The sequence below is a fragment of the Lachnospiraceae bacterium genome, from assembly GCA_025758065.1.
Lineage (GTDB): Bacteria > Bacillota > Clostridia > Lachnospirales > Lachnospiraceae > Enterocloster.
In genome coordinates, this window is record CP107199.1 from 2,028,837 (window position 1) to 2,055,334 (window position 26,498).

The following is a 26,498-nucleotide window of genomic DNA, read 5'->3' on the forward strand; positions in this document are numbered from 1 at the left end:
TAACATATAAGTTTACAGGGGCTGTGACAAAATAGCGGGAAACAAGCTGTTTTGCATGGCCCTTTTTGGCAGAAAGTTGGAAAAAAGATATGAGGGAAAAATGGTTTCGGGAACATATCTGGTGGATGAGTTTTATCCTCAGCCTGATGGTGGTATGGGTCCATTCTGAAAATACAGAGCTGTTTTTAGGGGAATTAGGAAGGGAAACAATGATTTATAGCCTGGAGAACTTTTTTGCCCAGACTTTGGGGCAGATCGCAGTTCCTGGCTTTTTTATGATCTCCGCTTATCTTTTTTATAGAAATTTTCAGTTTTCAAAAACAGTTTCCAAATGGAAAAGCCGGTGCAAAAGCCTTCTTCTTCCGTATGTTTTGTGGAATATTCTTTATTATCTGGGCTACGTTGTAGTCACAAGGCTTTCTTTTGTGGAAAATATCATTGGAAAAGAGCCGGTTGCCTTTAATCTGAAAGAACTGCTTTTGGCAGCAGTTTATTATAAATATAATCCGGTTTTCTGGTATTTGTTCCAACTGCTGCTTTTAGTGCTTCTGGCTCCTTTTCTGTATATGATCATCCGCAGAAAAATGTCTGGCCTGGCCTGGCTGCTTTTGCTTATATTTGCTTTGTGGAAAAATGTAAGTATTCCTCTTTTAAATCTGGATGCTTTGTTCTATTATAGCGCATCCGGGTATGCAGTTTTATTTAAAGAAAAAGTGGAAGGAGAAAATACGCCTTTCCAGAAAAAAATATGGTCTGCTGTCCTTATTTTTAGCTGGCTTATACTGTGGCTTCTTGGAAGATCTGGGGCATTTTTGCATTATACACCGGTCCATACTGTGCTGATACGTTTTCTGGGAGTGCTTGTTTTATACAGCATTTTAAAAGAAATACCATTTAAACCGGCTGGTTCTACAGTAAAAAACAGCTTTTTTCTCTATGCCATCCATTTTCCCTGGGTCCGCTTTTTTAATAAAACCGGAGCAGTGATCTTGAAAGGAAACCAGGTGGCGGCAGCAGTATTTTTTCTTATCATGCCGTTTCTTATTTTGCTGGTAAGCAGTGTGGCAGGATATTTGTTAAAGCATACAGTCCCCCAATTATATGATATTTTGTCCGGTGGAAGGGGACAGTAACGCATGGCTGAACTGTGACCTAAATCACGTATTTGAGAAAGATGAATAGTTGTACTTTTTTTGGGGATGTGTTAGAATTGATATAAGATGTATTATAACAACTATGTCCTTGTGGTGAGGACAGAAATGAGGGGAATGATATGGCCATTAATAAAGAATATTCTACTCCATTATATCAGCAGCTTGTAGATTCAGTAAAAGCACAGATCAGAGATGGCATTTTAAAAGAAGATGATCGTTTGGGTTCAGAGCAGGATATCAGCAGGGAATACAATGTCAGCCGTATTACTGTGCGAAAAGCATTCGAAATCCTGGCAGATGAAGGCTATGTAACAAAGCGTCAGGGAATTGGAACCTTCGTTTCAGCTAAGAAAGTAAACAATTTTAATGAAGGACAGGCAAGGGGATTTACAGAAATGTGCATGCAGGATGGAAACGTACCATCGTCTGAATTGATTTCTGTGGGCTGGGTCAGCAATGTTCCATCCATCAGCCGCCATCTTCAGGTTCCGGAAGAAGATCCGGTTTTGAGAGTGCTTCGTGTTCGTAAATGCGACGGGGTACCTGTGATGGTAGAAGATGGCTATTTCCCGAAACGCTTTTCCTATCTTATGAGTGAAGACCTTTGTGGTTCTACCTTTGAGATTTTTCGCAAACATGGAACAGAGCCTACTCATTTCAGCAAGATCGTGGGTATCTGTTATGCTACTAAATTTGAGGCACAGAAGCTGGAAGTACGCGAACGTCAGGCTTTGCTTTTACAGAAAGATATTACCTATGACCAGAATGGGGAAGTTATACATTATACAAAATTAGTGATCAATCCGGAACGTTACAAATTAACAATCCAGATGTGATCTGTATAAGGCAAAAGGAAGATATTTTTTTAGAAATAAAAAAGATATCGTAAGTTACGAATTTGAGAACTTACGGTATCTTTTTTTGTGGCTTGATATGATAAAATGCACAAAAATACTACGTAAAAATATTGCAAATGCACAAAAATGCGCATAAATGTAAAATGCTATTGCCAAAAATAACATAACGTTATATAATAACTTCAAGCTGATACAAGACGTATATAAAACATGAACAAGACGTTATAAAAAGAGGAGTGGAAGCATATGGTGAAATTTGCAGCAGCAGGTTATGTATGCGTTGATTATTATCCGGATTTTAACAATCGTTATTACATAACGGGTAATGGGGTAGATGTGCTGTTCAATCTGCTGGATATAAAAAAAGGAAAAGATATGGAAGCATCCATTATTTCCGCTGTATCTGACGATGAATACGGAAAAGAAGCGGTAAAAATGTTCCATGAAAGAAATATCGATTGCTCTCATCTGGAAGTAATACCAGGAGGTATGACACCAAGAGTACCTTTGCATTTGGTGGACAATGACCGGGTGCACGGAACTCCTGTACGTGGGATCATGCAGGATTATGAATTTTCTAAAGAAACTTTGGATTATATCTGTCACCATGACATGATGCACAGTGATTTCACCGGACGTTTGAATCACAGTCTGGGAGAAATACGCAAAAGCGGTACAAAAGTATTTTTTGATCTGGGAAATAATCTGAAACATCCGGATCTGGAAGAAGTGATCCAAAATATCGACTGTGGTCTGGTATCTTTTGAAAATGACTTTGAAGAAGGAAAAGCATTTCTTAAGTATGCACATTCAAAAGGTGCAAAGCTGATGATCGCTACATTTGGAAAGCTTGGCTCTATTGCTTACGATGGTTCTGCATTTTATAAAGGTGAGATTGTCCCAGTGGAACATGTTGTAAATACGGTAGGTGCAGGAGATTCTTATTTTGCAGGATTTATAAGCGGCATAATAGATGGAAAGAGCATACAGGAATGTATGAGAAGAGGTGCTGAACAATCCGCAAAAGTAATTTCTGTATTTGATCCATATCTGTAAAAAATAAAAAAAGGAGCGTAAATCTATGATCATTGATATTCATGCACATCCAGTTCTTCTTGATGTAATTAATGAGGCCTCAGAAGACCTTAGTTTTCGTAAACAGCAGTTTGGAGTATTTAAGTCAGGACGCAATCCTGTTGAGTTTGAAAAGATTTTAATTGATGATGCAAGAATTGATAAGGTGGTGTGGCTTCCGGAAGATTATTCCACCCAGATGGGAAGACCTATTGTCAGCAATGAAGAAATGGAAAAGATCGTAGCTTCCTGTCCTGAACGTTTTATTGGATTTGCAAGTGTAGATCCCAGAGATCCAAAGGCAAAAGAAAAATTAACATATGCTTTTGAAACACAGAAGCTTTCCGGACTTAAGTTAAATCTTTCACGCCTTCACATGTATGCAGACGATCCGCTGCTGGCACCGCTTTATGAAGTTTGTGAGGAGCATAACAAACCAATCATGTTCCACGCTGGTTACAGTTGGGAACCGGATACTCCTTCCAAGTATTCAGAACCTATCCTTTTTGAAGATGTAGCAGTCAATTATCCTAACCTTCGCTTCTGTCTGGCTCACATGGGATGGCCATGGTGGGAAGAGACCATCATGATGTTAATGAAATATCCAAATGTATATGCGGATACTTCTATGGTTTATATGGATTCTCCAAGGAATTATTACAGTCATCTGTTTTCTGTTAATATGAATTTAAACTGGCTTCAGAACTGCTTCCAGGATAAGGTCATGTTTGGTTCCAACAATCCACGTTTCCGTCATGTAAGAAGTCTGGATGGTATCCTGAACCTGCCGCTTCGTGAAGATGTAAAAAAAGCTATTCTTGGAGAAAATGCAATTCGCTTTTTAGGACTGGAGGATTAACATGGTAAAACTGTATGAAAACGAAGTTGTGACAAAACATGAATTTGAAATGATCAACATCACAAATGAAGTGAAAAAAGCTGTAGCAGACAGCGGGATTAAAAACGGAATGGTTGCTGTTATCACCAAACATACAACTACCGGAATTATGATCAATGAAGCACTTTCATGTGTGGAAAAAGATATAGAAATGCAGTTGGAGCGTATTGTTCCAAAAGATTTTCCATATGTTCATACTCATATGCTTCCAACCTATGGAACCTGCTCGGGAAATGGTCCAGGACATTTAAAGTCAATGCTGGTTGGAAATCACTGTATTTTTCCGGTGATCGATGGAAAAATGATGACAGGCGGTGAGCAGAATATATATTTTGCGGAACTGGATGGTTTACAGATCCGTCATTATTTCATTGAGGTAATGGGGGAATAGCATTTTTGTAAGGAGTGACCAATATGATCTTTGGACTGAATTTTACATTTTTATCAAAATATTGGTTCTATTACATGGACGGCTTAAAAGTAACGCTTCAGCTGGCATTCTGGACTTTGATCCTTTCCAGTATAGTTGGTGTGATCATGGGTATGATCCGTGTGCAGAACTATAAAATCATAAGTACGATCATTGACTGGTGGATTAACTTTATCCGCGGTGTTCCTATTATGGTGCAGATCTTCATTGTGTACTACGGGATCGCAACATCGCTTCCACAGTTCTGGGCGGCAGTTGTATCTTTGACAGTCAACAGTTCTGTGTACATTGCAGAACATACAAGAGCCGGAATGCAGGCGGTAAACAAAGGCCAGATGGAGGCGGCCAGATGTATCGGAATGTCCAAACTGCAGGCAAACTGTTACATCATCATTCCACAGGCAATTAAAAATGTACTCCCTTCCCTGTGTAATGAATTTATCCTTCTTATTAAAAATACGTCTATTGTATCCGTTATTGCACTTCATGAGCTGACCTATACATCAAATTCAGTACGTGCTAATACGTTCCTGGCATTTGAGCCGCTGATCGTAACTGCGTTTATTTATTTTGTGATCACCTATGTCTTAAAGAAACTGGTAGGAATACTGGAGAGGAGGCTGCGTGCACATGACTGATCAGAGAGAAGCCGTGATCCAGGTAAAAGGATTAAAGAAGAATTTTGGAAGTCTTGAAGTATTAAAAGGCGTAGATATGAAGGTTCTGAAAGGGGAAGCGGTGGTAGTGATCGGTCCGTCCGGTTCCGGAAAATCCACATTGCTGCGCTGCTTAAACCTTTTAGAAACACCTACAGGCGGTGATATCCTGTTTCACGGACAGTCTATTTTAAGAAAAGATCTGAAGTTAGATGAGTATCGTGAAAAATTTGGAATGGTGTTCCAGTTATTTAATCTGTTTGAAAATTTAAGCGTACTGGACAATGTGACCATCGGTTTGCGAAAAGTGAAAAAAATCCCCAAGGAACAGGCTGAAAAAAAGGCTATGGAGCTTTTAAAACAGGTAGGACTGGAAAGCAAGGCAGATGTGTATCCATCCAAACTTTCCGGTGGTCAGAAGCAGCGAGTAGCTATTGCAAGAACATTGGCAATGGATCCAGAGGTTATTTTGTTTGATGAAGCAACTTCTGCACTGGATCCGGAAATGGTAGGAGAAGTTTTAAAAATCATGCGCCAACTTGCGGAAAATGGCATGACTATGGTAGTAGTGACCCATGAGATGGGATTTGCCAGAGAAGTAGGTGACCGGTTGGTATTTATGGATGGAGGATATATCGTAGAGGAAGGTAATCCTAAAGATGTGATCACAAATCCACAGCATAAAAGGACGAAGGAATTTTTAAGCAAGATGTTGTAAAGATAAAGAAAATATTATGAAAAGATATATGTCCTTTCGGAGTCTTCCATGCACTTGCTTTTGCGGCTGATTTTCCGTCAGTCGCATCGGATTTCATCAACATACGCACCGCGTACGCCTCTGAAATTTGAATACAACTGACAAAAAATCTTTTCACAAAATCAAGTACAAAAAGATTCCGGGAGAACATTATTATTTAAGGAGGAAATGACTATGAGGAAAATGAAAAAAATGGTAGCTCTTTGTATGGCGGGCATGATGGCACTTTCTCTTGCAGCATGTTCTGGTGGTGCCAAGGAAACGACCGCAGCTGCGACTACGGAAACCAAGGCAGAAACTGCAGCACAGACTACAGCAGAAGAAAAAGCCCAGGAAACCACAACAGGAACTTCTTCGGGTTCTGTTTCTCCGGAAGAATTTGCAAAACAGGAGCATGGCCCGATTTTTGAAGATATCATTAAAAATGGAAAATTAAAAGTGGGAATCATTGGAAATAATCCTACATTCTGCTTCCATACAGTTAAAGATGGCAAAGATGAGCTGGTGGGATTTGAAGTAGAAGGAATGTATGAGATGGCAAAACGTCTTAGTGATTATCTGGGGCGTGAAGTGACAGTTGATTTTTATGAAAGTGATTTTACAGGCTGTATGTCCGCACTGCAGGCAAACCAGGTATATTTTGTAACACGCCTGTCTCCTACTGATGAGCGCAAGAAGACCTGGCTGTTTACAGATGTATATCATAAATCTGATGAATGTTATGTTGCAAGAAAAGGAAATGAAAATAGCGATATGTTTACCGGAACTTTAAAAGGTGTTAAGGTTGCGGGACAGATGGGATCTATTGATATTACAATGACAAAATATCTCTATCCGGATGCTGAGATCCAGGAATTAGATAATACTCCGAACATGCTTTTGGCTGTTAAAAACGGAAAAGCAGATCTGGCCTGTATGAATGCAGTTTCAGCAGCAATGTCTGTAGCTGCTAATGATGATCTGGTAGTAGTGGATAAGCTTACATGGGAACCAACGGATGAATTTGATAAAGGCTGTGGTCTGTGTATGGCTTACGGAAATGAAGATTTTGCAAACTGGTGCAATGGCTTCTTCTCTGATATTAAGACAGAAGGCTTATGGGATCAGATGCAGTCTGACGCAGCAGCAGAACTGGATGCAAAGGCTCTGGAAGACTTTATTGCACAGTAATTTTGTTATACAATTCTTTTATTTCGCTCAGTTGTTTTTTCATATAGCCGTGGCCCGGGATTTTTTCCGGGCTGCGGTCTTTTTATACTCTTTAATGCTTCTTGCAAATAGAAAATAAATGTGCTATTGTAAAACTAACTCCCGCAGGTATTCACACTGCAAAAACATTATAAATTCCCGTTCAGGGGCGTTCGCCCGCATTTACCAGGAGGATATGGCAAAAGAAACCGAAAAGAAGGTTGACAATTTTTAATAACTGTACTATGATTATGGTACATGACAGAACACTTGTTCGCATTATTTTCTCAGGAGGAGAACATGGGCAAAGAAGAAAAGATGAGCGTGAATAGAGATATGAATAAAGATGAGAAGTTAAAAGCATTAGATGCTGCTTTGACTCAGATTGAAAAAGCATATGGTAAGGGCTCCGTTATGAAGTTAGGTGAGTCCGGTGTAAATATGAATATTGAGACAGTTCCTACAGGTTCCATCAGCCTTGATATCGCATTGGGGCTGGGCGGTGTCCCAAAGGGAAGAATTATTGAGATATACGGACCGGAATCCTCAGGTAAGACGACGGTAGCTCTTCATATGGTAGCAGAGGTGCAGAAAAGAGGGGGTATTGCAGGTTTTATCGATGCTGAGCATGCATTAGATCCTGTTTATGCAAAAAATATCGGCGTAGATATTGATGATCTCTATATTTCCCAGCCGGATAACGGTGAGCAGGGTCTGGAGATTACAGAAACTATGGTACGTTCCGGCGCTGTAGATATCGTGATCGTGGACTCTGTAGCAGCTCTGGTACCAAAAGCTGAGATCGATGGCGAGATGGGTGATTCCCATGTAGGTCTTCAGGCACGTCTGATGTCCCAGGCATTAAGAAAACTGACTGCTATTATCAGTAAGTCTAACTGTATTGTTATTTTTATCAACCAGCTGCGTGAAAAAGTAGGTGTTATGTTTGGAAACCCGGAGGTTACTACCGGTGGACGTGCGCTGAAGTTCTATTCTTCTGTCCGTATGGATGTGCGCAGGATCGAAACCTTAAAGCAGGGCGGTGAAGTAGTTGGAAACCGTGTCCGCGTAAAAGTAGTTAAAAACAAGATCGCTCCGCCATTTAGAGAGGCTGAGTTCGATATTATGTTTGGTAAAGGAATCTCCAAAGAAGGCGATATCTTAGATCTTGCTGTAAAGGAAAATATCGTAGAAAAAAGCGGTGCATGGTTTGCATACGGCGGTTCCAAGATTGGTCAGGGACGGGAAAATGCAAAACAGTATCTGTTGATGCATCCGGCAATCTGTGCTGAGATTGAAGCACAGGTACGTGTGAAGTACAATCTGCCAGGTGCTGAGGAGGCAGAGGCTAAGGCCAGAGAAGCAGCTCTGAAAGAGAAAGAAGAGAGCGGCTCCGTTCTTGCAGAAAATGCAGGAGAAGAGCTGACTGTTTCTGAGGCTGAAAAAGAATGACCGTTACAGCAATTGTCCCTGTAGATAAGAACAAATGCAAAGTCTTCCTTGGAGAGGACTTTGCATTTGTTTTATATAAAAGTGAAGCAGCCCGTTTCCATATAGAAGAAGAAAATGACCTTTCGGAACAGACTTACGAGAAGATAAAAGAAGAGATCCTTTTAAAACGGGCCAGAGATCGCGCCCTGTATCTTCTTCAGTCCCAGGGGCGGACCAAGGCTGAAATGATCCAAAAACTGCAAAAAGATGGTTACCCGGACGATGTGATCAGAGAGGTGATGTCCTTTTTGGAAGAGTATCATTTTGTAGATGACAGTTCTTACACAGAAAATTATATTCATGTAAATAAAAGCAGAAAAAGTCCCCGTCAGATTGTTTTTGAGCTGCAGCAAAAGGGCGTGGATAAGGATACGATCAGCCGGATGTTGGAAGAAGCTCCCATTAATGAAGATGATACAGTCCGGGCTTTATTAAAGAAAAAAACAGGCGGACAGATCCCAGCGGATTGGAAAGAAAGGCAGAAACTGGCTGATTTTTTAGGCAGAAAAGGCTTTTCTTTTGATGTTATCCAGCGGGTTTTGAGGGAAAGCACAGATGACTAAAGAAAGCAGCATGTCCTTTTGTTTATGTTGTCGGTACAACGGGGAAATAAGAGGAATATACTTGACACAATTCTGAAAAAAGTATAAAATTACTATGTTGTATTTCGTACAATGAAAACTAAATATAAGGAGGTGCTCCTGTGTTGCAGATCATAATTCCTGCTATAATCGGCGCGGTGATCGCGGCTATTATTGTTGGCTATTTTGCACATTCTGCAGGCCGTTCTTACGAGCGCAAGCAGTATGACAGCAAGGTTGGAAGTGCAGAAGAAAAAGCCAGAGAAATAATAGATGAAGCATTAAAGACTGCAGAAACAAAGAAGCGAGAAGCTCTCCTGGAAGCCAAGGAAGAATCTTTAAAGACAAAGAATGAGTTGGAAAAAGAAACCAAGGAAAGAAGAGCGGAACTTCAGCGTTATGAGAAGCGTGTATTAAGCAAAGAAGAAAACGTTGAAAAAAAGGCAGATGCCCTTGAAAAGAAGGAGGCTGATCTGGTCAGAAGGGAAAACATTCTCGGTGAACGTACCGCAGAAGTAGAGACCCAGTATGAACAGGGAATACAGGAACTGGAACGAATTTCCGGTCTTACCTCCGAACAGGCAAAAGAATATCTTTTAAAATCTGTTGAAGAAGACGTAAAGCATGATACAGCAAAGCTGATCAAGGAACTTGAAAACAAGGCAAAAGAAGAAGCTGATAAGAAGGCCAGAGATTTAGTTGTCACAGCTATCCAGCGGTGTGCGGCAGATCATGTGGCGGAAACAACTGTATCTGTAGTACAGCTTCCAAATGATGAAATGAAGGGACGCATCATTGGTCGTGAGGGACGTAATATCCGTACTCTTGAGACATTAACTGGTGTGGAACTGATCATTGATGATACTCCAGAAGCGGTAGTTTTATCCGGATTTGATCCGATCCGCAGGGAAGTAGCAAGAATTGCGCTGGAACGTCTGATCGTAGACGGCCGTATCCATCCGGCAAGGATCGAAGAGATGGTAGAGAAAGCGCAAAAAGAAGTGGAGAACAACATGAGAGAAGAAGGCGAATCCGCATGTCTCGAAGTTGGTATTCATGGCATTCATCCGGAACTGGTAAAATTGTTAGGACGGATGAAATTCAGAACAAGTTATGGTCAGAATGCATTAAAGCATTCCATCGAAGTAGCACAGTTATCAGGGCTTTTAGCTTCTGAACTGGGTGTGGATGTACGTCTGGCAAAACGTGCCGGTTTACTCCACGATATTGGTAAATCTGTTGATCATGATATGGAAGGTACACATGTACAGCTGGGTGCAGATCTTTGCAGAAAGTACAAAGAATCAGCAGTTGTTATCAATGCTGTAGAATCCCATCATGGAGATACAGAACCGACCAATCTTATTTCATGCATCGTTCAGGCTGCAGATACTATTTCTGCTGCAAGACCTGGTGCAAGAAGAGAGACACTGGAAACATACACAAACAGATTAAAGCAGCTTGAAGATATTACAAATTCTTTCAAGGGTGTAGATAAGTCTTTTGCTATTCAGGCAGGACGGGAAGTCCGTATTATGGTTATTCCTGAACAGGTCAGCGATGACGATATGGTATTGCTGGCAAGAGATATTTCCAAGCGTATTGAAGACGAACTGGAATATCCGGGACAGATCAAAGTCAATGTGATCCGTGAATCCAGAGTAACGGGCTATGCAAAGTAAAAAATGTATTATAAAAAAGCTTCATCAGCAGATGGAGCTTTTTTTGATACATTGCATAATGAAAGCCAGCTGTTACGTGCCGTTGGCATGCTGCACCTGCGTTTTTAGACCTGCACACTCAAATCCGCATCCTACGTGATCAGTACAGTTATTTACGAAACGATTTACTAGTAAATCGTAAGGAAAACTTTATTGACAGTATGTGGTAAAAAGGGTAGTCTTAGAGCAAAGAAAGACTCTGAGAGAACATTTGTGAGGAAAAGGAGGAATAGGTATATGGCATACAGTAAAAAAAGACTGATCGCAGCTGTGATGGCGGGGGTTCTTGCGGCAATGTGTGCGTTCCCAGGCTATGCAGCCAGCAGAAAGAAGATCACATCGGTTACATTGACGATCAAGGCTGATATTGAACCGAATACAGACTTTGGAATGGAGAATATTGAAATCGACAGCAGCAGCAGCCGATACAGCGTAGATGGATATGATATATTAAATGAGGGATTTACCTGGACAGAAGATATGACACCCCAGATCCGTATCACATTGACTGCAGATGATGATTATTATTTTACTTCCCTGGGAAAGGATAAGATCACATTAAAGGGTGGTGCGGAATATAAATCATCTACCAGACAGAATTCCAGTTCTGAATTACTGTTAGATGTAAACTTGCCTTCCCTGCAGAACAGTTTAAAATCCATGGAAGGAATTACTTTATCAGATAATGGAATTGCCACCTGGCCGGCTATAAGTACAGCAGGAAGCTACGAAGTCCGTGTATACAGGGAAGGAAAGATCGTAGGAACTGCCCTTACTACCGATACAAACTCTGCCAACTGCAGAATACGTATGATGAAGCCAAATGAAAACTATATGGTAAAAGTCCGTGCTGTTAATAAATATGACAATACGGTAAAAGGCGAATGGACCGAATCTAACACCGTTTATATTAGTGGTGACAAAGTAGCAGAATTTAAAGCAGACCCAAATGCATCAAATGTAAATACAGCTTCCGGCACTACTGGTAAATGGAAACAGGAAACAGACAAGAGGTGGTGGTATTGCAGGGCAGACGGAACCTATCCTGCAAACCAGTGGGAAGAATTAGGCGGAAAATGGTATTTCTTTGATGAGAACGGCTATATGAAGACCGGCTGGATCGACTGGAATGGAAAGAGTTACTATTGCTCTGAAAATGGAGATATGCTTACTGATTGCATGACACCTGATAATTATCTGGTAGGCGCAGATGGAGCCTGGATCGCCCAGTAAAACAGACAGACTGTAGATACATTACTGTAAATACAAGCCGCTGCAAAGTGTAAAAAGACATTTTGCAGCGGCTTATTTTGTGCTATTATAGATGCAGCATTTGAGATAGATGTGTTCTCAAACAGAGCTTAGAAGAAAGAGGACAGAAATATGAACAGTTTAAGGGAATGGGAAGAAGCCTTTGAACAGGCTGTTGATGTAAAAAAATCTTATGATCTTGCAAAAAGAATGGAAGGACCCAAGACAAATCCGGTACTGGGATACCGTACAGCCGGCTCCAAAGCAGAGTGGGAAACGGGAGAACTGCTTTTAAAAGAAATGCAGGAAATGGGACTTCAGAATGTACAAAAGGATAAGATCAAGGTAGACAGCTGGGACTTTCATCACGCGGTCCTTCGTTACCGTGATAAAGAAGATAAAGAATATGAATTTCAATTAGGCGCTTATCAGACGGATTTTCATACAGAAGGATTTCAGGAATTTTCCATGGTCTATTTAGGACGGGGCACAGCGGAAAATTATGAAAATATAGATGTAAAAGGTAAGCTTGTGCTGATCGATATTAACCAGAGAGAAGAATGGTGGATCAATTTTCCGGTTTATCAGGCTCATTTAAAGGGAGCGGCAGCACTTATTGCAGTTCAGGATCAGGGGTATGGGGAGATCCATGATACGTCCTTAAATGCCCAGGATATTGCAGGACCGAAAGAGGCAGCTGCTTTCTCCATTTCCCAGGCAGATGCGGCTGTCTTAAAAGCAGATATGGGAAATATAGAAAAAACTGGAAATCATACAGGGGATTTTAAAGAAATCCAGGTATTATTTGATGCCCAGTCTACTGTGGTCCGTGACCGGGAGTCCTATAACATTACCGGCATGATACCAGGAGAAGAGCCGGAGCAGATGATCATGCTGTCCGCTCACTATGACTCTTATTTTACCGGTTTTCAGGATGACAATGCGGCAGTTGCAATGATGCTTGGGATCGCAAGAACTTTTATTGATATGGGATATAAGCCAAGGAAGACGTTAGTGTTCTGTGCTATGGCAGCAGAAGAGTGGGGAGTAGTAGACTCTAAATATGATTGGTCTACCGGTGCCTACGAACAGGTATTTACTGCCCATCCGGAGTGGCAGGGAAAGGTGGTCGCAGACTTTAACTTTGAACTTCCAGCCCATGCCCATGGAAAGAAGGATGCAGTCCGCTGCACCTACGAATACGCTTCCTTTATGAAGAAAGCAACAGAGCATATTCAGCCGTCAAAAGAAGCATACCCGGAAGGCCTGGAAGTCCACTTCCCTATCCAGACCTGGTCTGATGATTTTTCCATTGCCATTGCAGGAATTCCATCCTCTGTAAATGAGTTCAGCGACGGGGAGTTTATGGAGACCCACTATCATTCTCAGTTTGATAATGAAGATTTCTATGACGAGCCGGTTTACCGCTTCCACCATAACCTTTATGGAAAACTGGTGCTGGCATTTGACTATACAGCAGTAGTACCTATGGATTTTGAACGGCTGTTTACTGCAGTGGAAGACAGTGTAGAAAAATCCCTGTGTGAAAAAACACAGGCAGATGAAACGAACCTTTTAGAACGTCTGAATAAGGCCAAAGAGCTGGGACGTCAGTTATACAGTCAGATACAGAAGATCAACGATGATTATAAAAGCCTTCTGGAATCAGGAAAGTATGATGAGGCAAAGAATGTGGCAGCAGGATATGCAGACTTAAACAGCTCCCTTCTTTATATCTTCCGCAAGGAACAGGACTATTTTGTCCGCTTAAACTGGCATGACGATGTACTGTTCCCGCAGCAGGGGGTAGGTGAGAACCTGAAAGCTATTTATAAGGCGCTTGCCTGCTTAAAAGAGGATGATCCGGAAGGTGCCCTGGAAGCAGTTTATGAGATTGATAATAACCGGTATGCCTTCCTGTTTGACAGAGAAGTATTCCGTTATTTTACTGAATATGTATTAAATCAGCCGGCAGACCGGTTAAAATGGGGCTATGGCCGTATTATCCACCATGAAAATCTGTACGATCTGGTAGTAAGTTTAAAGAAAAAGAACAAACTGCAGAAAGCAGGAGAAAGACCGGATCTGGAAGAAGAATACAAGACTCTGCTTCAGGCTGCAAAAGCCCAGGAGCAGTGCTACCGGGATGATATTGATTATATGGCATCTTCTGTGGAGAAGCTTTTAGCTGCCATGGAAGGATACCTGGAAAAACAGTAAGGAGAACAGATATATAGTATGGAAAGTCAGACGTTATACAGAGTAAAAAAAGAAGATCTGCCAAAACTGGAAAAATTGCTGGTGAAATGCTTTGCCCATGATCCCTTATATTGCAAGCTGATTCCGGAAAAAGAGACAAGGGAGCGTCTGCTTCCTGAACTTTTTAAGTGTGATCTTACAGAATTTATTGAAACCTGTGAGATTTATTCTGACAGCGAGGAAATGAATTCCCTGTTAGTGGTTTCTGATGAGTCAGAGCCTTATAATCCCCTTGCTTTTTATCTTACAGAAGCCTGGGCGGGTTTAAAGACAGATGAATATCTGATCAAAGAGGATCCGAGCCTGAAGACTTTATGGAATTTTATGAAAGGCCGTGATTATTTAAACTCCCGGTGGACCGACCAGCTCCACCAGGAAGAGCGTCTTCATGTGATCTACCTTGCAGTGGATCCGGACATGCAGCATCATGGTCTGGCAGCTATCCTTATGGATGAGGTGATCCGTTATGCCCAGGAGCATCATCTGATGATCTCACTGGAAACCCATAATCCGGATAACGTGCCTATGTACGAACATTTTGGTTTTAAGCTTTTTGGCATTGTCCAGAAGCATTTTGATTTAAAACAGTATTGCCTGATCCGTGAGATCCAATAGAAAAATGAGAAGATTAAGAATGTATTTAGAATTATGATTTATAGTTATACCGGCAATTCCAAACATGTATATTTTGTAATAGGGAAAATGGGCGGGAATAGTTGAAATGAAGCCTCAAATGAGATATGATTGATAGAAATCACAGCTATTGCAAAAGATATAACTAATAGGAATAGTAGATAAAGGGGATAATAATTATGAATTATAATATTGTTGCAATTCCGGGAGATGGTATTGGCCCTGAGATTATAAGAGAGGCCAAAAAGGTATTAGATAAAGTAGGAGAAGTTTACGGACATAAGTTTAATTATACGGATATTTTAATGGGCGGCTGCTCCATTGATGCATATGGTGTTCCGCTGACGGATGAAGCGCTGGAGACAGCCAGAAATTCAGATGCAGTGCTGTTAGGTGCTGTTGGAGGTGATGTAGGCAACTCCAGATGGTATGATATTGCACCAAACCTGAGACCAGAGGCAGGACTTTTAAAGATCCGTAAAGGTTTAGGACTGTTTGCAAACATCCGTCCGGCTTATCTTTTTGAGCAGTTAGCAGATGCGTGTCCATTAAAGAAAGAGATCATTGGAAATGGCTTTGATATGGTCATTATGCGTGAACTGACCGGCGGTGTTTATTTCGGAGCAAGAAGCACTGAGGAAAAAGACGGTGAATTATATGCGGTAGACTCTATGCCATACAGTGAGCATGAGATCCGCCGTATTGCTGTCAAGGGATTTGAGATCGCTATGAAGCGCCGTAAAAAGCTGGTAAGTGTTGACAAGGCCAATGTTCTGGATACTTCCCGTTTATGGCGCAAGGTTGTAAATGAAGTTGCAAAGGATTATCCGGAAGTAGAAGTAAGCCACATGTTAGTAGACAACTGTGCAATGCAGCTGGTTATGAATCCGGGACAGTTTGACGTAGTTCTGACTGAGAACATGTTTGGTGACATCCTTTCAGATGAGGCAAGTATGATCACCGGTTCTATCGGCATGTTATCTTCTGCAAGCTTAAATGAGTCAAAGTTCGGTCTGTATGAGCCAAGCCATGGTTCTGCACCGGATATTGCAGGAAAAGATATTGCCAACCCATTAGCAACCATTCTTTCCGCAGCGATGCTTCTTCGTTATTCCTGTGACCTGGACAAAGAGGCACTGGCAGTAGAGACAGCAGTACGTCAGGTGCTGAAAGATGGATATCGTACCGGCGATATTATGTCAGAAGGCTGCACCAGGGTTGGAACTACCCAGATGGGTGATCTGGTTGCAGAGCGTATTCACTAAAAGATTCCGGGAGTACATGAGATTTTCAGGAGGATAAAAATATGAGAAGTGACGCAGTAAGAAAAGGAATGCAGCAGGCACCGCATCGTTCCCTTTTTAATGCACTTGGTATGACAGAAGAAGAAATGAATAAGCCATTAGTAGGTATTGTAAGTTCTTATAATGAGATCGTTCCGGGACATATGAACCTGGATAAGATCGTAGAGGCAGTAAAATTAGGTGTTGCCATGGGTGGCGGTACCCCGGTCGTATTTCCGGCTATTGCAGTCTGTGACGGTATTGCTATGGGTCATGTGGGCATGAAGTATTCGCTGGTTACCAGAGACCTGATCGCAGATTCTACTGAATGTATGGCAATGGCACATCAGTTTGATGCTTTGGTCATGGTTCCAAACTGTGATAAGAATGTTCCTGGTCTGTTAATGGCGGCAGCAAGATTAAATATCCCAACTGTATTTGTCAGCGGCGGTCCAATGCTTGCAGGACACGTAAAGGGATGTAAGACCAGCCTTTCCAGTATGTTTGAGGCAGTTGGTGCCTATGCAGCAGGAAAGATGACCGAAGAAGATGTAAAAGAATATGAAAATAAGACCTGTCCGACCTGCGGATCCTGTTCTGGTATGTACACTGCAAACAGCATGAACTGCCTGACAGAGGTTCTTGGTATGGGACTTCGTGGAAACGGAACCATTCCTGCAGTTTATTCCGAACGTATCAAGCTGGCTAAACATGCCGGCATGCAGGTAATGGAAATGTTAAAAAGAAATATCCGTCCAAGAGATATTATGACAAAAGAAGCATTTATGAATGCTTTGACCATGGATATGGCTTTAGGATGCTCTACCAACAGTATGCTCCATTTACCGGCTATTGCACATGAAGCTGGTGTTGAGTTAAATGTAGACATTGCAAATGAGATCAGCGCAAGAACACCAAATCTGTGCCACTTAGCACCTGCAGGTCATACTTACATAGAAGACCTGAACGAGGCAGGCGGTATCTACGCTGTTATGAATGAGATCAGCAAGAAAGGCCTGTTAAATCTGGACTGCATGACTGTTACAGGAAAGACTGTCGGCGAAAACATCAAGGACTGCGTAAACAAAGATCCGGATGTTATCCGTCCGATTGACAATCCATACAGCCAGACCGGTGGTATTGCTATCTTAAAGGGTAATCTGGCACCAGATTCAGGCGTTGTAAAGCGTTCTGCAGTAGCTCCTGAAATGTTAAAGCATGAAGGTCCAGCCAGAGTCTTTGACTGCGAGGAAGACGCTATTGCAGCGATCAAGGGCGGCAGGATCGTTGCCGGGGATGTTGTTGTGATCCGTTATGAGGGACCAAAAGGCGGCCCTGGCATGAGAGAAATGTTAAATCCGACTTCTGCTATTGCAGGAATGGGACTTGGATCCACAGTAGCCCTGATCACAGACGGACGTTTCTCCGGAGCATCCAGAGGTGCTTCTATCGGACATGTTTCTCCGGAGGCAGCTGTAGGCGGTCCGATCGCATTAGTAGAAGAGGGAGATATCATTTCCATTGATATTGATAATCATCAGTTAAATGTACTGGTTTCTGATGAAGAAATGGCAGCCAGAAAAGCAAAATGGCAGCCAAGAGAGCCAAAGGTGACTACCGGTTATCTGGCAAGATATGCTTCACTGGTAACTTCCGGCGACAAGGGTGCTATCCTTCAGGCAAAATAAGGAAAGCGCTGAGTAATATTGTAAAGGAGTACAGGACATATGAGTAAATTGACAGGTGCGGAAATCGTTATAGAATGTTTGAAAGAACAGGGGGTAGACACTGTTTTCGGATATCCGGGCGGTGCCATCCTGAATATATATGATGCGCTGTATCAGCACCAGAATGAGATCACCCATATTCTTACATCTCATGAACAGGGCGCTTCCCATGCAGCAGACGGATATGCCAGGGCAACTGGAAAGGTAGGCGTATGCCTGGCAACGTCCGGCCCTGGTGCGACTAACCTGGTAACAGGTATTGCTACTGCATATATGGATTCAGTTCCGGTAGTAGCTATTACCTGTAACGTGGCAAACAGCCTCTTAGGTAAGGACAGTTTCCAGGAGATCGACATTACCGGTGTGACCATGCCTATCACGAAATATAATTTCATTGTAAAAGATATTAATAAACTGGCAAAAGTGATCCGCAGGGCTTTTGTCATCGCCCAGAGTGGAAGACCGGGCCCTGTTCTGGTGGATATTACAAAGGATGTAACTGCGGCAACTGCAGATTATGAGTATCAGGAGCCGGAGAAGATCGAACCACAGACCGATACCATTAAAGAAGAAGATATGGAGCGGGCTCTGGAAATGATCCGCAAGGCCCAGAAGCCATTTATTTTCGTAGGCGGCGGTGCTATTATTTCCAATGCTTCTGAAGAACTGCGTGTGTTTGCCCACAAGATCCAGGCACCGGTTGCAGACAGTTTAATGGGTAAGGGCGCATTTGATGGTGCAGATGAACTGTATACAGGTATGGTTGGTATGCATGGAACTAAAACATCCAACTATGGCATTACTGAGGCAGACCTTTTAGTAGTAGTTGGCGCCAGATTCAGTGACCGTGTTATTGGAAATGCATCAAAATTCGCGAAAAACGCAAAAATTTTACAGATTGACATTGACCGTGCAGAGATCAACAAGAATATTAAGGTTGACGCAAGCATCATTGGAGATGCTAAGACTATTTTACGCAGGTTAAATACCCATCTGGATCCTATTAACCATGATGAGTGGATCGCCCATATTGAACGTATGAAGGATATGTATCCGCTGCGTTACAATAAGAATGTACTTACCGGTCCTTTTATTATCCAGACTGTAAATGAAGTTACAGGCGGGGACGCTGTGATCGTAACAGAGGTTGGCCAGCACCAGATGTGGGCGGCCCAGTATTACAAATACCGTCAGCCCAGAACCCTTCTTACTTCCGGTGGACTGGGAACCATGGGATATGGCCTGGGCGCTTCTATTGGTGCTAAAATGGGTTGCAAGGATAAGACTGTTATCAATATTGCAGGTGATGGCTGCTTCCGCATGAATATGAACGAGATCGCTACAGCGACCCGTTACAATATCCCGGTGATCGAACTGATCATCAACAACCATGTATTAGGTATGGTGCGTCAGTGGCAGACTCTCTACTATGGAAAGCGTTATTCCCAGACTGTTCTCAGTGATTCTGTTGATTATGTAAAGATCGCAGAGGCAATGGGAGCAAAGGCTTACAGAGTGACCCAGAAAGAGGAGCTGGCTCCTGTATTAAAAGAGGCGATCTCTTTAAATATCCCTGTTGTCATTGACTGTCAGATCGGCTGTGATGACAAGGTATTCCCAATGGTATCTCCGGGAGCTCCTATCGCAGATGCATTTGATGATACAGACTTAAAGATCAACTAGTTCAGCGTTTTCATAGAAAAAAATTCAACAGTTAACTGAAAATCTAAAAAAGATTCAGATGAAATCTGCTTGAAAAATAAAATGAAACGTTGTATAGTAATTTCTAACACCTTGGAACGTTACCGTGTTATTGGTTTATACTGGTAAAGCAACAGTAAAGACAGAATTACTTATACAAAAATTACTTATACAAGGGCGTATATACACAGGTGGCTTCTCTGTGTGATGCAGGAAAAATTTCCTGTTTGCATCATGCAGGGAAGCCCCTTGCATATAAATAAATGAGGGTACACAATTAATTCCAAGAGGAGGAGAATTATGAGCAGAGTTTACAACTTTTCAGCAGGGCCGGCAGTATTACCGGAAGAAGTCCTGAAAGAAGCAGCAGCAGAAATGCTGGATTACAGAGGCACAGGAATGTCAGTAATGGAGATGAGCCATCGATCTAAATCATATGAGACCATTATTGAAGATGCTGAATCAGATCTGCGCGATCTCTTACACATTCCGGAGAATTATAAGGTGCTTTTTCTTCAGGGCGGCGGTTCTACCCAGTTTGCCATGGTTCCTATGAACCTGATGAAGAACCGCGTGGCAGATTATATCATTACTGGACAGTGGGCAAAGAAAGCGCATAAAGAGGCATCTATTTACGGAAAGGCAAATGCGATCGCTTCCAGTGCTGATAAGACTTTCAGCTATATTCCGGATTGTTCTGACCTGCCTGTATCTGAGGATGCAGATTATGTGTACATCTGTGAAAATAATACTATCTACGGAACAAAGTTCTGGACTCTCCCGAATACAAAGGGAAAGCTGTTAGTAGCAGACCAGTCTTCCTGTTTCTTATCTGAGCCTGTTGACGTATCTAAATATGGCCTGATCTTTGCAGGTGCACAGAAGAACGTAGGACCTGCAGGTACTGTTATCGTTATCATCCGTGAGGATCTGATCACAGAGGATGTATTAGAGGGAACACCTACCATGCTGCGTTACAAGATCCATGCAGATGCAAAATCCCTTTACAATACACCTCCTACATACGGCATTTACATGTGCGGCAAGGTATTTAAGTGGTTAAAGGCAAAAGGCGGCCTGGAAGAGATGAAGAAGATCAACGAGGAGAAGGCAAAGATCCTTTATGATTTCTTAGATGAGAGCAAGCTGTTCAAGGGCACTGTAGTAAAGAAAGACCGTTCTATCATGAACGTACCATTTATCACAGGAAATGAAGAACTGGATGCCTTATTTGTAAAAGAATCCAAAGCAGCAGGACTTGAAAACTTAAAGGGACACAGAACAGTAGGCGGCATGCGTGCAAGTATCTACAATGCAATGCCAAAGGCCGGTGTAGAGAAGCTGGTTGAGTTTATGTCTGATTTTGAGAAGAAACATCTGTGATCTATATGAACACTATTTATGAGGACGAGGAGATAGTATTATGAAAAAGATCCATTGCTTAAATCCAATAGCAGCCTGCGGAACAGACCTGTTCCCGGCTGATTATGAGATGACTGACAATAAAGCAGAGGCAGATGCCTTTTTAGTACGAAGTGCTTCTATGCATGAAATGGAGCTGCCGGAGGGACTTCTGGCAGTAGGACGTGCAGGTGCAGGTGTAAATAACATTCCTTTAGATGAGTGTGCAAAGGCTGGCGTGGTTGTATTTAACACACCAGGTGCCAATGCAAACGGAGTAAAAGAGCTGGTTCTTGCCGGTATGTTTTTAGCTTCCCGTGACATTGTAGGCGGTATTAAATGGTGCCAGGATAATGCCCAGGACGAAAACATTGCAAAAACAACAGAAAAGAGCAAAAAAGCATTTGCAGGCTGGGAATTAAAGGGTAAAAAGTTAGGTGTCATCGGACTTGGCGCTATCGGTGCTGAGGTTGCAAACGCAGCTACCCATCTGGGAATGGAAGTTTACGGTTATGACCCATATATTTCTGTTAATGCAGCATGGAGACTTTCCAGAAATGTAAAGCACATCACCAATGTAGATACTATTTTCCAGGAGTGCGACTATATTACCGTTCATGTGCCGCTGTTAGAGTCCACCAAAGGCATGATCAATAAAGATAAACTGGATATGATGAAGGATGGCGTGGTGATCTTGAACTTTGCAAGGGATACTCTTGTAAATGATGACGATATGGCTGCAGCACTGGAGGCTGGAAAAGTTGCCCGTTATGTCAGCGATTTCCCAAATCCAAAGGTAGTACATATGAAAAATGTGATCCTCACCCCACATCTGGGTGCTTCCACAAGAGAGTCTGAGGACAACTGTGCGGTAATGGCAGTAAAGGAGATTACAGATTATCTGGAAAATGGTAATATTAAAAATTCTGTTAATTATCCGGCCTGCGATATGGGTGTATGCCAGGCAGAAAGCCGTATTGCCGTTCTTCATATGAATATCCCAAATATGATCGGACAGATCACTGCAATACTGGCAGCTCAGGGCGTAAACATTTCTGATATGACTAATAAGAGCCGTGATAAGTTTGCGTATACCTTATTAGATCTGGAACACAAGCCAGAAGAGGCAACTGTGAAGAAATTAAAGGCCATTGATGGCGTTTTACGGGTACGCATAGTGAAATAAAAGGGCGGATCAGAAGGAGAAAAAAATGGCAGCAGTAAAACCATTTATATGCATCAGACCTGCAAAGGAGAATGCAGCTAAGGTTGCATCCCTTCCTTATGACGTATACAACAGGAAAGAGGCGTGTGCGGCTGTAGCAGGAAATCCTGTTTCTTTCTTAAATATTGACAGGGCGGAGACTCAGTTTTCTGATGATGTGGATACTTATGCAGATTGTGTGTATGAAAAGGCGAGAGAGCTTTTAGATACCCAGATCGCAGAAGGTGTGTATGTTACAGATGCAGGAGACCATTATTATCTGTATGAGCTGACCATGGATGGACGCAGCCAGACAGGGATCGTTGCCTGCAGTTCCATTGATGATTATGTAAACGGAGTGGTCAAGAAGCATGAAAACACCAGAGAGGATAAGGAATTAGACCGTATCCGCCATGTGGATACAGTTAATGCCCAGACTGGCCCGATCTTTCTGGCTTACAGACAGAATGAGACCTTAAAGGCTATTGTAGCAGAAGAAAAGGCCAAACCGGTTCTTTATGATTTTGTATCCGATGACGGCATCCGTCACCGGGTATGGAAGATCGATGATCCGGCACAGACTGCGGCTATTGAGGCAGCATTTGCAGCAATTCCGGCTACCTATATTGCAGACGGACATCACAGAGCAGCTTCCGCTGTAAAGGTAGGCTTAAAACGCAGGGCAGAAAACCCTGGATATACAGGTGAAGAGCCATTTAACTACTTCCTGTCTGTTTTGTTCCCGGATGAGGAATTAATGATCCTTCCATACAACCGTGTGGTTAAGGATTTAAATGGAATGAGCAGGGAACAGTTCTTTGAGGCAGTAAAGGGAAAGTTCGAACTGGAAGAAATTGGAAAAGAACCTTATGCACCGGCTGAAAAAGGAACTTTCGGCATGTACCTGGACAACACCTGGTATGCTTTAAAGGTACTTCCCCAGTACAGGAGCACTGATCCGGTAAAGGGACTGGATGTTTCTATTTTACAGGACCAGCTGTTAGGACCGGTACTTGGCATCGGTGATCCAAGAACGGATAAGCGTATTGATTTTATCGGCGGGATCCGGGGATTAAAAGAGCTGGAACGCCGTGTAAGGGAAGACATGGAGATTGCCTTTTCCATGTATCCTACTTCTATTAAAGAGCTTTTAGCAGTAGCAGATGCAGGCCTTTTAATGCCGCCGAAGTCTACCTGGTTTGAACCGAAGTTAAGAAGTGGGTTGTTTATCCATAAATTAAGTTAAATAAGCTGAATGAAAGCCGTCCGGCAGTTGCCAGGCGGCTTTTTGCCTGATCTGCACAATAAGGAATCTTATGACAGGTGGCTGCATTTGATGTACATCCTGGAAAAATGGCGGGTTATACAGATGTTACGCAGGGGGAATATCTTTCGTCTGGTATACCCGTCTCCATTCTTTGGTTCCGTCTACTTTTATGGTCTCACACTGGTTCTTTTGCAGAAATTTTATCAGTTCGTAGCAGTTGATCCAGATCTCGTGGTCACTTTCTTTCTGGGATTCGTCAAAAACCAGCTCCAGACCGAAGTGGAGGTGGGGTTCTTCTATGTTGTTGGTGTTTTCTTTGGAGCTGTAGCCGGTGCGCCCCATATAGCCGATAACGTCTCCGGCCTGGACTAGACTGCCTTCTTTTAAATCAGACTGGAAGGGGTAGTTTTTCCGCAGGTGAGCGTAGTAATAATACCGCTTTTTATCAAAGCTTCGGATCCCGATCCGCCAGCCTCCGTACTGGTTCCAGCCAAGGGCTTCTACATACCCGGATTCTACGGCGATAATGGGAGTTCCCACCTGTCCCATCATGTCGTGGCCTAAGTGGCGGCGCCTGAAGCCGTAGCTGCGTGAAACACCGAAATCGTCAAAATCATTGTAGGGGAAGTTTTTTGCCAGCGGGAAGAAGGCCTTCAGGCCGTATTTTGTGACCCAGACAGTATCGGGCACAGTTTCGGATGATTGCGGCACCTGCGGCACTTCATCTGCCGGTATTTCCGCCTGAAATGTCCCTACCATTCCGTCTAACACCGCCCCATAAGCCTGTTTGTAATAGTCATAATATTTCATATCTTTTGTCAGCTCTTCCATAGTCGAGTCCCCATTGATCAGCTGCTCTGCCACCTTTTCCATGTCACTTTTCTTATATCTGGAAAAATCCCCGCCATAGCGTGTTCCAAGATACGCCAGCAGATCCACCCAGTTTAAATGTATTTCCGCCTGGCAAGTATCCACATCGTACCGGAAAGCCTGATCTAACGCCTCGCTGGTCACATTAAAATCTACCCATTTAATAAATTTGCTGGATGTCTGGAAAATATCAGTCTGCCGGTCTGTTTTCTTCATAAAAAGACAAAGGCATAAAAGCATCAGGACAAAAAGTTCCATACCAATAAAGACAAATGAATGAAATGAATATTTCTTAGAAAAAGACATAATATCCCCCTTTTGGTTAAAATGTACTCTCGGAAGCTTTCTGTACCTGTTTTATATATTTCCGGCCTTTTGGCCCTGGTATCATCATATGTCCTGCTCACGGTCAATATGCCAGTGGCTCCCTTGTTAGAAAATAGGAATTATGTTATAATGAGCGCAGGGAAAAACAAGCGGCTGCGCAGCAGACATTTGTTTTTCACAAGCCATTAACGAAGGTTCCGCCTGCGAAAGCAGGCAGTAGAACGCGAATGCACGGGGAACCTGAGTTTAAGATAAAATAGGGAATGGACCGATCATGCTAAAAGGTCCCTGATCAGGCAGTATAAAATGAATGTACTCTCGGAATCTTTCCTGCACCTGCTTTTGCGGCCGATTTTCTGCCAGTCGCACCCCAATTTTATCAACGTACGCACCGCGTACGCCTCTGAAATTTGGGTACAACTGACAAAAAATCTTCTCGCAAAATCAAGTACAAAAAGATTCCGAGAGTACATAATGATCGCAAGGAGGACAAAAAAATGCAGAATTTTGAATTTTATGCACCAACCCGGATGATTTTTGGAAAAGATACCCACAAGCAGGTGGGAAAACTGGTAAAGGAATATGGCTTTAAGAAGGTTTTCGTTCATTTTGGCGGTGCAAGTGCGAAAAAGAGCGGGCTTCTTGATACTGTATTAGATGCTTTAAAGGCAGAAAATATTGATTATGTGACTTTAGGCGGCGTTCAGGCAAACCCCACACTGGCGATGGCAAAAGAAGGCATTGAGCTGGGAAAAAAGGAAGGCGTTGATTTTATCCTTGCTGTAGGCGGCGGAAGTGTGATCGACTCAGCAAAATGCATTGCAGACGGCATTGCAAACCCGGATGTAGATGTGTGGAAGTTTTATATGAAAGAGGAAACTCCAAAGGCTGCTCTTCCGGTGGGCGTTATCCTTACACTATCTGCAACTGGCAGTGAGATGAGCGCTTCCAGCGTTATCACAAATACAGAGCTGGGATTAAAACGAGGATTTAACAGCCCTGGACACAGACCATTATTTTCAATCTGCAATCCGGAGCTGACCTATACAGTAAGCCCATTCCAGACTGGCTGCGGAGCCGTGGATATCATGATGCATACCTTAGAGCGATATTTCAGTATTGGGGAGAACACTCCATTATCTGACCGCATTGCAGAGGGAGTTTTAAAGACTGTGATCCCGGCTGGAAAAGCTGCACTGGAAAATCCAAATGACTATGAGGCAAGAGCATCTATTATGTGGGCAGGAACCATTTCACACAATGATCTGACAGGTCTTGGAAGAGATGTTTTTATGGCAGTACATCAGATGGAGCATGAATTGTCCGGTATGGATGAGAAGATTGCCCACGGCGCAGGGCTTTCTGCTTTATGGGCATCCTGGGCTAGATATGTATATAAGGATGATGTGAGCCGTTTTGCCCAGTATGCAGTGAATGTATGGAATATTGAGATGGATTTTGAGCATCCGGAAAAAACTGCTTTAGCAGGTATCCAGGCAACAGAAGATTATTTCAAGAGCCTGGACATGCCGGTTTCTTTAAGAGAGCTGAATGTAGATCCTGCATCATTTGAAGAACTGGCAGAAAAATGTACTAACTACGGCAAAAGAACACTTGCGGGTATCAAGGTATTAGATAAGCCGGATATTATTGAAATCTATAAAATGGCATATTAAGATATTGGGGTTATATTTTGACCCTTCTGATGCAGGTAATGCACAGATAAAAATAAAAACAGTCTCCAGAAGGAAAAACATTCCTGCACTGG

General features: G+C 42.6%; 22 protein-coding genes. 21 read left to right on the top strand and 1 reads right to left on the bottom strand.

The genetic code is table 11. The features are described 5' to 3' along the window. Positions 1-89 precede the first annotated feature (89 nt). From OGM16_09445 to OGM16_09540, 20 genes are all read left to right on the top strand, one after another. The gene (locus tag OGM16_09445; GenBank protein ID UYJ45069.1) at positions 90-1,133 is read left to right on the top strand and encodes an acyltransferase; all 1,044 of its coding nucleotides are present in this window, start codon (positions 90-92) and stop codon (positions 1,131-1,133) included. A gap of 140 nt (positions 1,134-1,273) precedes the next feature. Further along, a complete protein-coding gene (locus OGM16_09450) occupies positions 1,274-1,990 on the top strand; it encodes a GntR family transcriptional regulator (GenBank protein UYJ45070.1) in 717 nt (238 codons plus the stop codon). Positions 1,991-2,257: 267 nt separating this feature from the next. Next, positions 2,258-3,067, top strand: coding sequence for a PfkB family carbohydrate kinase (locus tag OGM16_09455; GenBank protein ID UYJ45071.1), 810 nt, complete (start codon positions 2,258-2,260; stop codon positions 3,065-3,067). Between the two features lie 25 nt (positions 3,068-3,092). Beyond that, complete coding sequence (locus OGM16_09460; protein UYJ45072.1) at positions 3,093-3,944, top strand: amidohydrolase family protein; 852 nt, start codon at positions 3,093-3,095, stop codon at positions 3,942-3,944. Between the two features lies 1 nt (position 3,945). After that, complete coding sequence (locus OGM16_09465) at positions 3,946-4,374, top strand: secondary thiamine-phosphate synthase enzyme YjbQ (GenBank protein ID UYJ45073.1); 429 nt, start codon at positions 3,946-3,948, stop codon at positions 4,372-4,374. Between the two features lie 23 nt (positions 4,375-4,397). Beyond that, a complete protein-coding gene (locus OGM16_09470) occupies positions 4,398-5,051 on the top strand; it encodes an amino acid ABC transporter permease (protein UYJ45074.1) in 654 nt (217 codons plus the stop codon). A gap of 13 nt (positions 5,052-5,064) precedes the next feature. Further along, positions 5,065-5,787, top strand: a complete 723-nt coding sequence (locus tag OGM16_09475; GenBank protein ID UYJ48428.1) for an amino acid ABC transporter ATP-binding protein — start codon at positions 5,065-5,067, stop codon at positions 5,785-5,787. Between the two features lie 213 nt (positions 5,788-6,000). Beyond that, the gene (locus OGM16_09480; GenBank protein ID UYJ45075.1) at positions 6,001-6,996 is read left to right on the top strand and encodes a transporter substrate-binding domain-containing protein; all 996 of its coding nucleotides are present in this window, start codon (positions 6,001-6,003) and stop codon (positions 6,994-6,996) included. A gap of 354 nt (positions 6,997-7,350) precedes the next feature. Next, positions 7,351-8,466: a recombinase RecA gene (gene recA, locus OGM16_09485; GenBank protein UYJ48429.1), complete on the top strand. Its 1,116-nt coding sequence runs from the start codon at positions 7,351-7,353 to the stop codon at positions 8,464-8,466. Further along, positions 8,463-9,068 (top strand): recombination regulator RecX, encoded by a 606-nt coding sequence (locus tag OGM16_09490; GenBank protein UYJ45076.1) that lies wholly within the window; start codon positions 8,463-8,465, stop codon positions 9,066-9,068. Before recA ends, OGM16_09490 begins: the two co-directional genes overlap by 4 nt. A 140-nt stretch (positions 9,069-9,208) precedes the next feature. Beyond that, a complete protein-coding gene (gene rny, locus OGM16_09495; GenBank protein ID UYJ45077.1) occupies positions 9,209-10,768 on the top strand; it encodes a ribonuclease Y in 1,560 nt (519 codons plus the stop codon). A gap of 276 nt (positions 10,769-11,044) precedes the next feature. After that, on the top strand, positions 11,045-12,040 hold the full coding sequence (locus OGM16_09500; protein UYJ45078.1) for a hypothetical protein: 996 nt from the start codon (positions 11,045-11,047) through the stop codon (positions 12,038-12,040). Positions 12,041-12,190: 150 nt separating this feature from the next. After that, entirely contained in the window at positions 12,191-14,278 is a 2,088-nt protein-coding gene (locus tag OGM16_09505; protein ID UYJ45079.1) for a M28 family peptidase, read from the top strand. An 18-nt stretch (positions 14,279-14,296) separates the two neighbouring features. After that, positions 14,297-14,932: a GNAT family N-acetyltransferase gene (locus OGM16_09510; GenBank protein ID UYJ45080.1), complete on the top strand. Its 636-nt coding sequence runs from the start codon at positions 14,297-14,299 to the stop codon at positions 14,930-14,932. Positions 14,933-15,129: 197 nt separating this feature from the next. Then, entirely contained in the window at positions 15,130-16,215 is a 1,086-nt protein-coding gene (leuB, locus tag OGM16_09515) for a 3-isopropylmalate dehydrogenase (protein ID UYJ45081.1), read from the top strand. Positions 16,216-16,256: 41 nt separating this feature from the next. Next, on the top strand, positions 16,257-17,921 hold the full coding sequence (ilvD, locus tag OGM16_09520; GenBank protein UYJ45082.1) for a dihydroxy-acid dehydratase: 1,665 nt from the start codon (positions 16,257-16,259) through the stop codon (positions 17,919-17,921). Between the two features lie 39 nt (positions 17,922-17,960). Further along, positions 17,961-19,643 carry a biosynthetic-type acetolactate synthase large subunit gene (gene ilvB / locus OGM16_09525; GenBank protein UYJ45083.1) on the top strand — a complete coding sequence of 561 codons (1,683 nt, stop codon included), beginning with the start codon at positions 17,961-17,963 and terminating at the stop codon, positions 19,641-19,643. Between the two features lie 318 nt (positions 19,644-19,961). Continuing rightward, positions 19,962-21,044, top strand: a complete 1,083-nt coding sequence (gene serC / locus OGM16_09530) for a 3-phosphoserine/phosphohydroxythreonine transaminase (GenBank protein ID UYJ45084.1) — start codon at positions 19,962-19,964, stop codon at positions 21,042-21,044. Between the two features lie 40 nt (positions 21,045-21,084). Then, positions 21,085-22,248: a phosphoglycerate dehydrogenase gene (locus OGM16_09535; protein UYJ45085.1), complete on the top strand. Its 1,164-nt coding sequence runs from the start codon at positions 21,085-21,087 to the stop codon at positions 22,246-22,248. Between the two features lie 25 nt (positions 22,249-22,273). Next, complete coding sequence (locus OGM16_09540; GenBank protein ID UYJ45086.1) at positions 22,274-23,512, top strand: DUF1015 family protein; 1,239 nt, start codon at positions 22,274-22,276, stop codon at positions 23,510-23,512. A gap of 126 nt (positions 23,513-23,638) precedes the next feature. Here OGM16_09540 and OGM16_09545 read toward each other — a convergent pair whose 3' ends face one another. Then, the gene (locus tag OGM16_09545; protein ID UYJ45087.1) at positions 23,639-24,709 is read right to left on the bottom strand and encodes a M23 family metallopeptidase; all 1,071 of its coding nucleotides are present in this window, start codon (positions 24,707-24,709) and stop codon (positions 23,639-23,641) included. A gap of 518 nt (positions 24,710-25,227) precedes the next feature. Between OGM16_09545 and OGM16_09550 the strand changes: the two genes are divergently transcribed. Next, the gene (locus OGM16_09550) at positions 25,228-26,406 is read left to right on the top strand and encodes an iron-containing alcohol dehydrogenase (GenBank protein ID UYJ45088.1); all 1,179 of its coding nucleotides are present in this window, start codon (positions 25,228-25,230) and stop codon (positions 26,404-26,406) included. Positions 26,407-26,498: the final 92 nt, after the last annotated feature.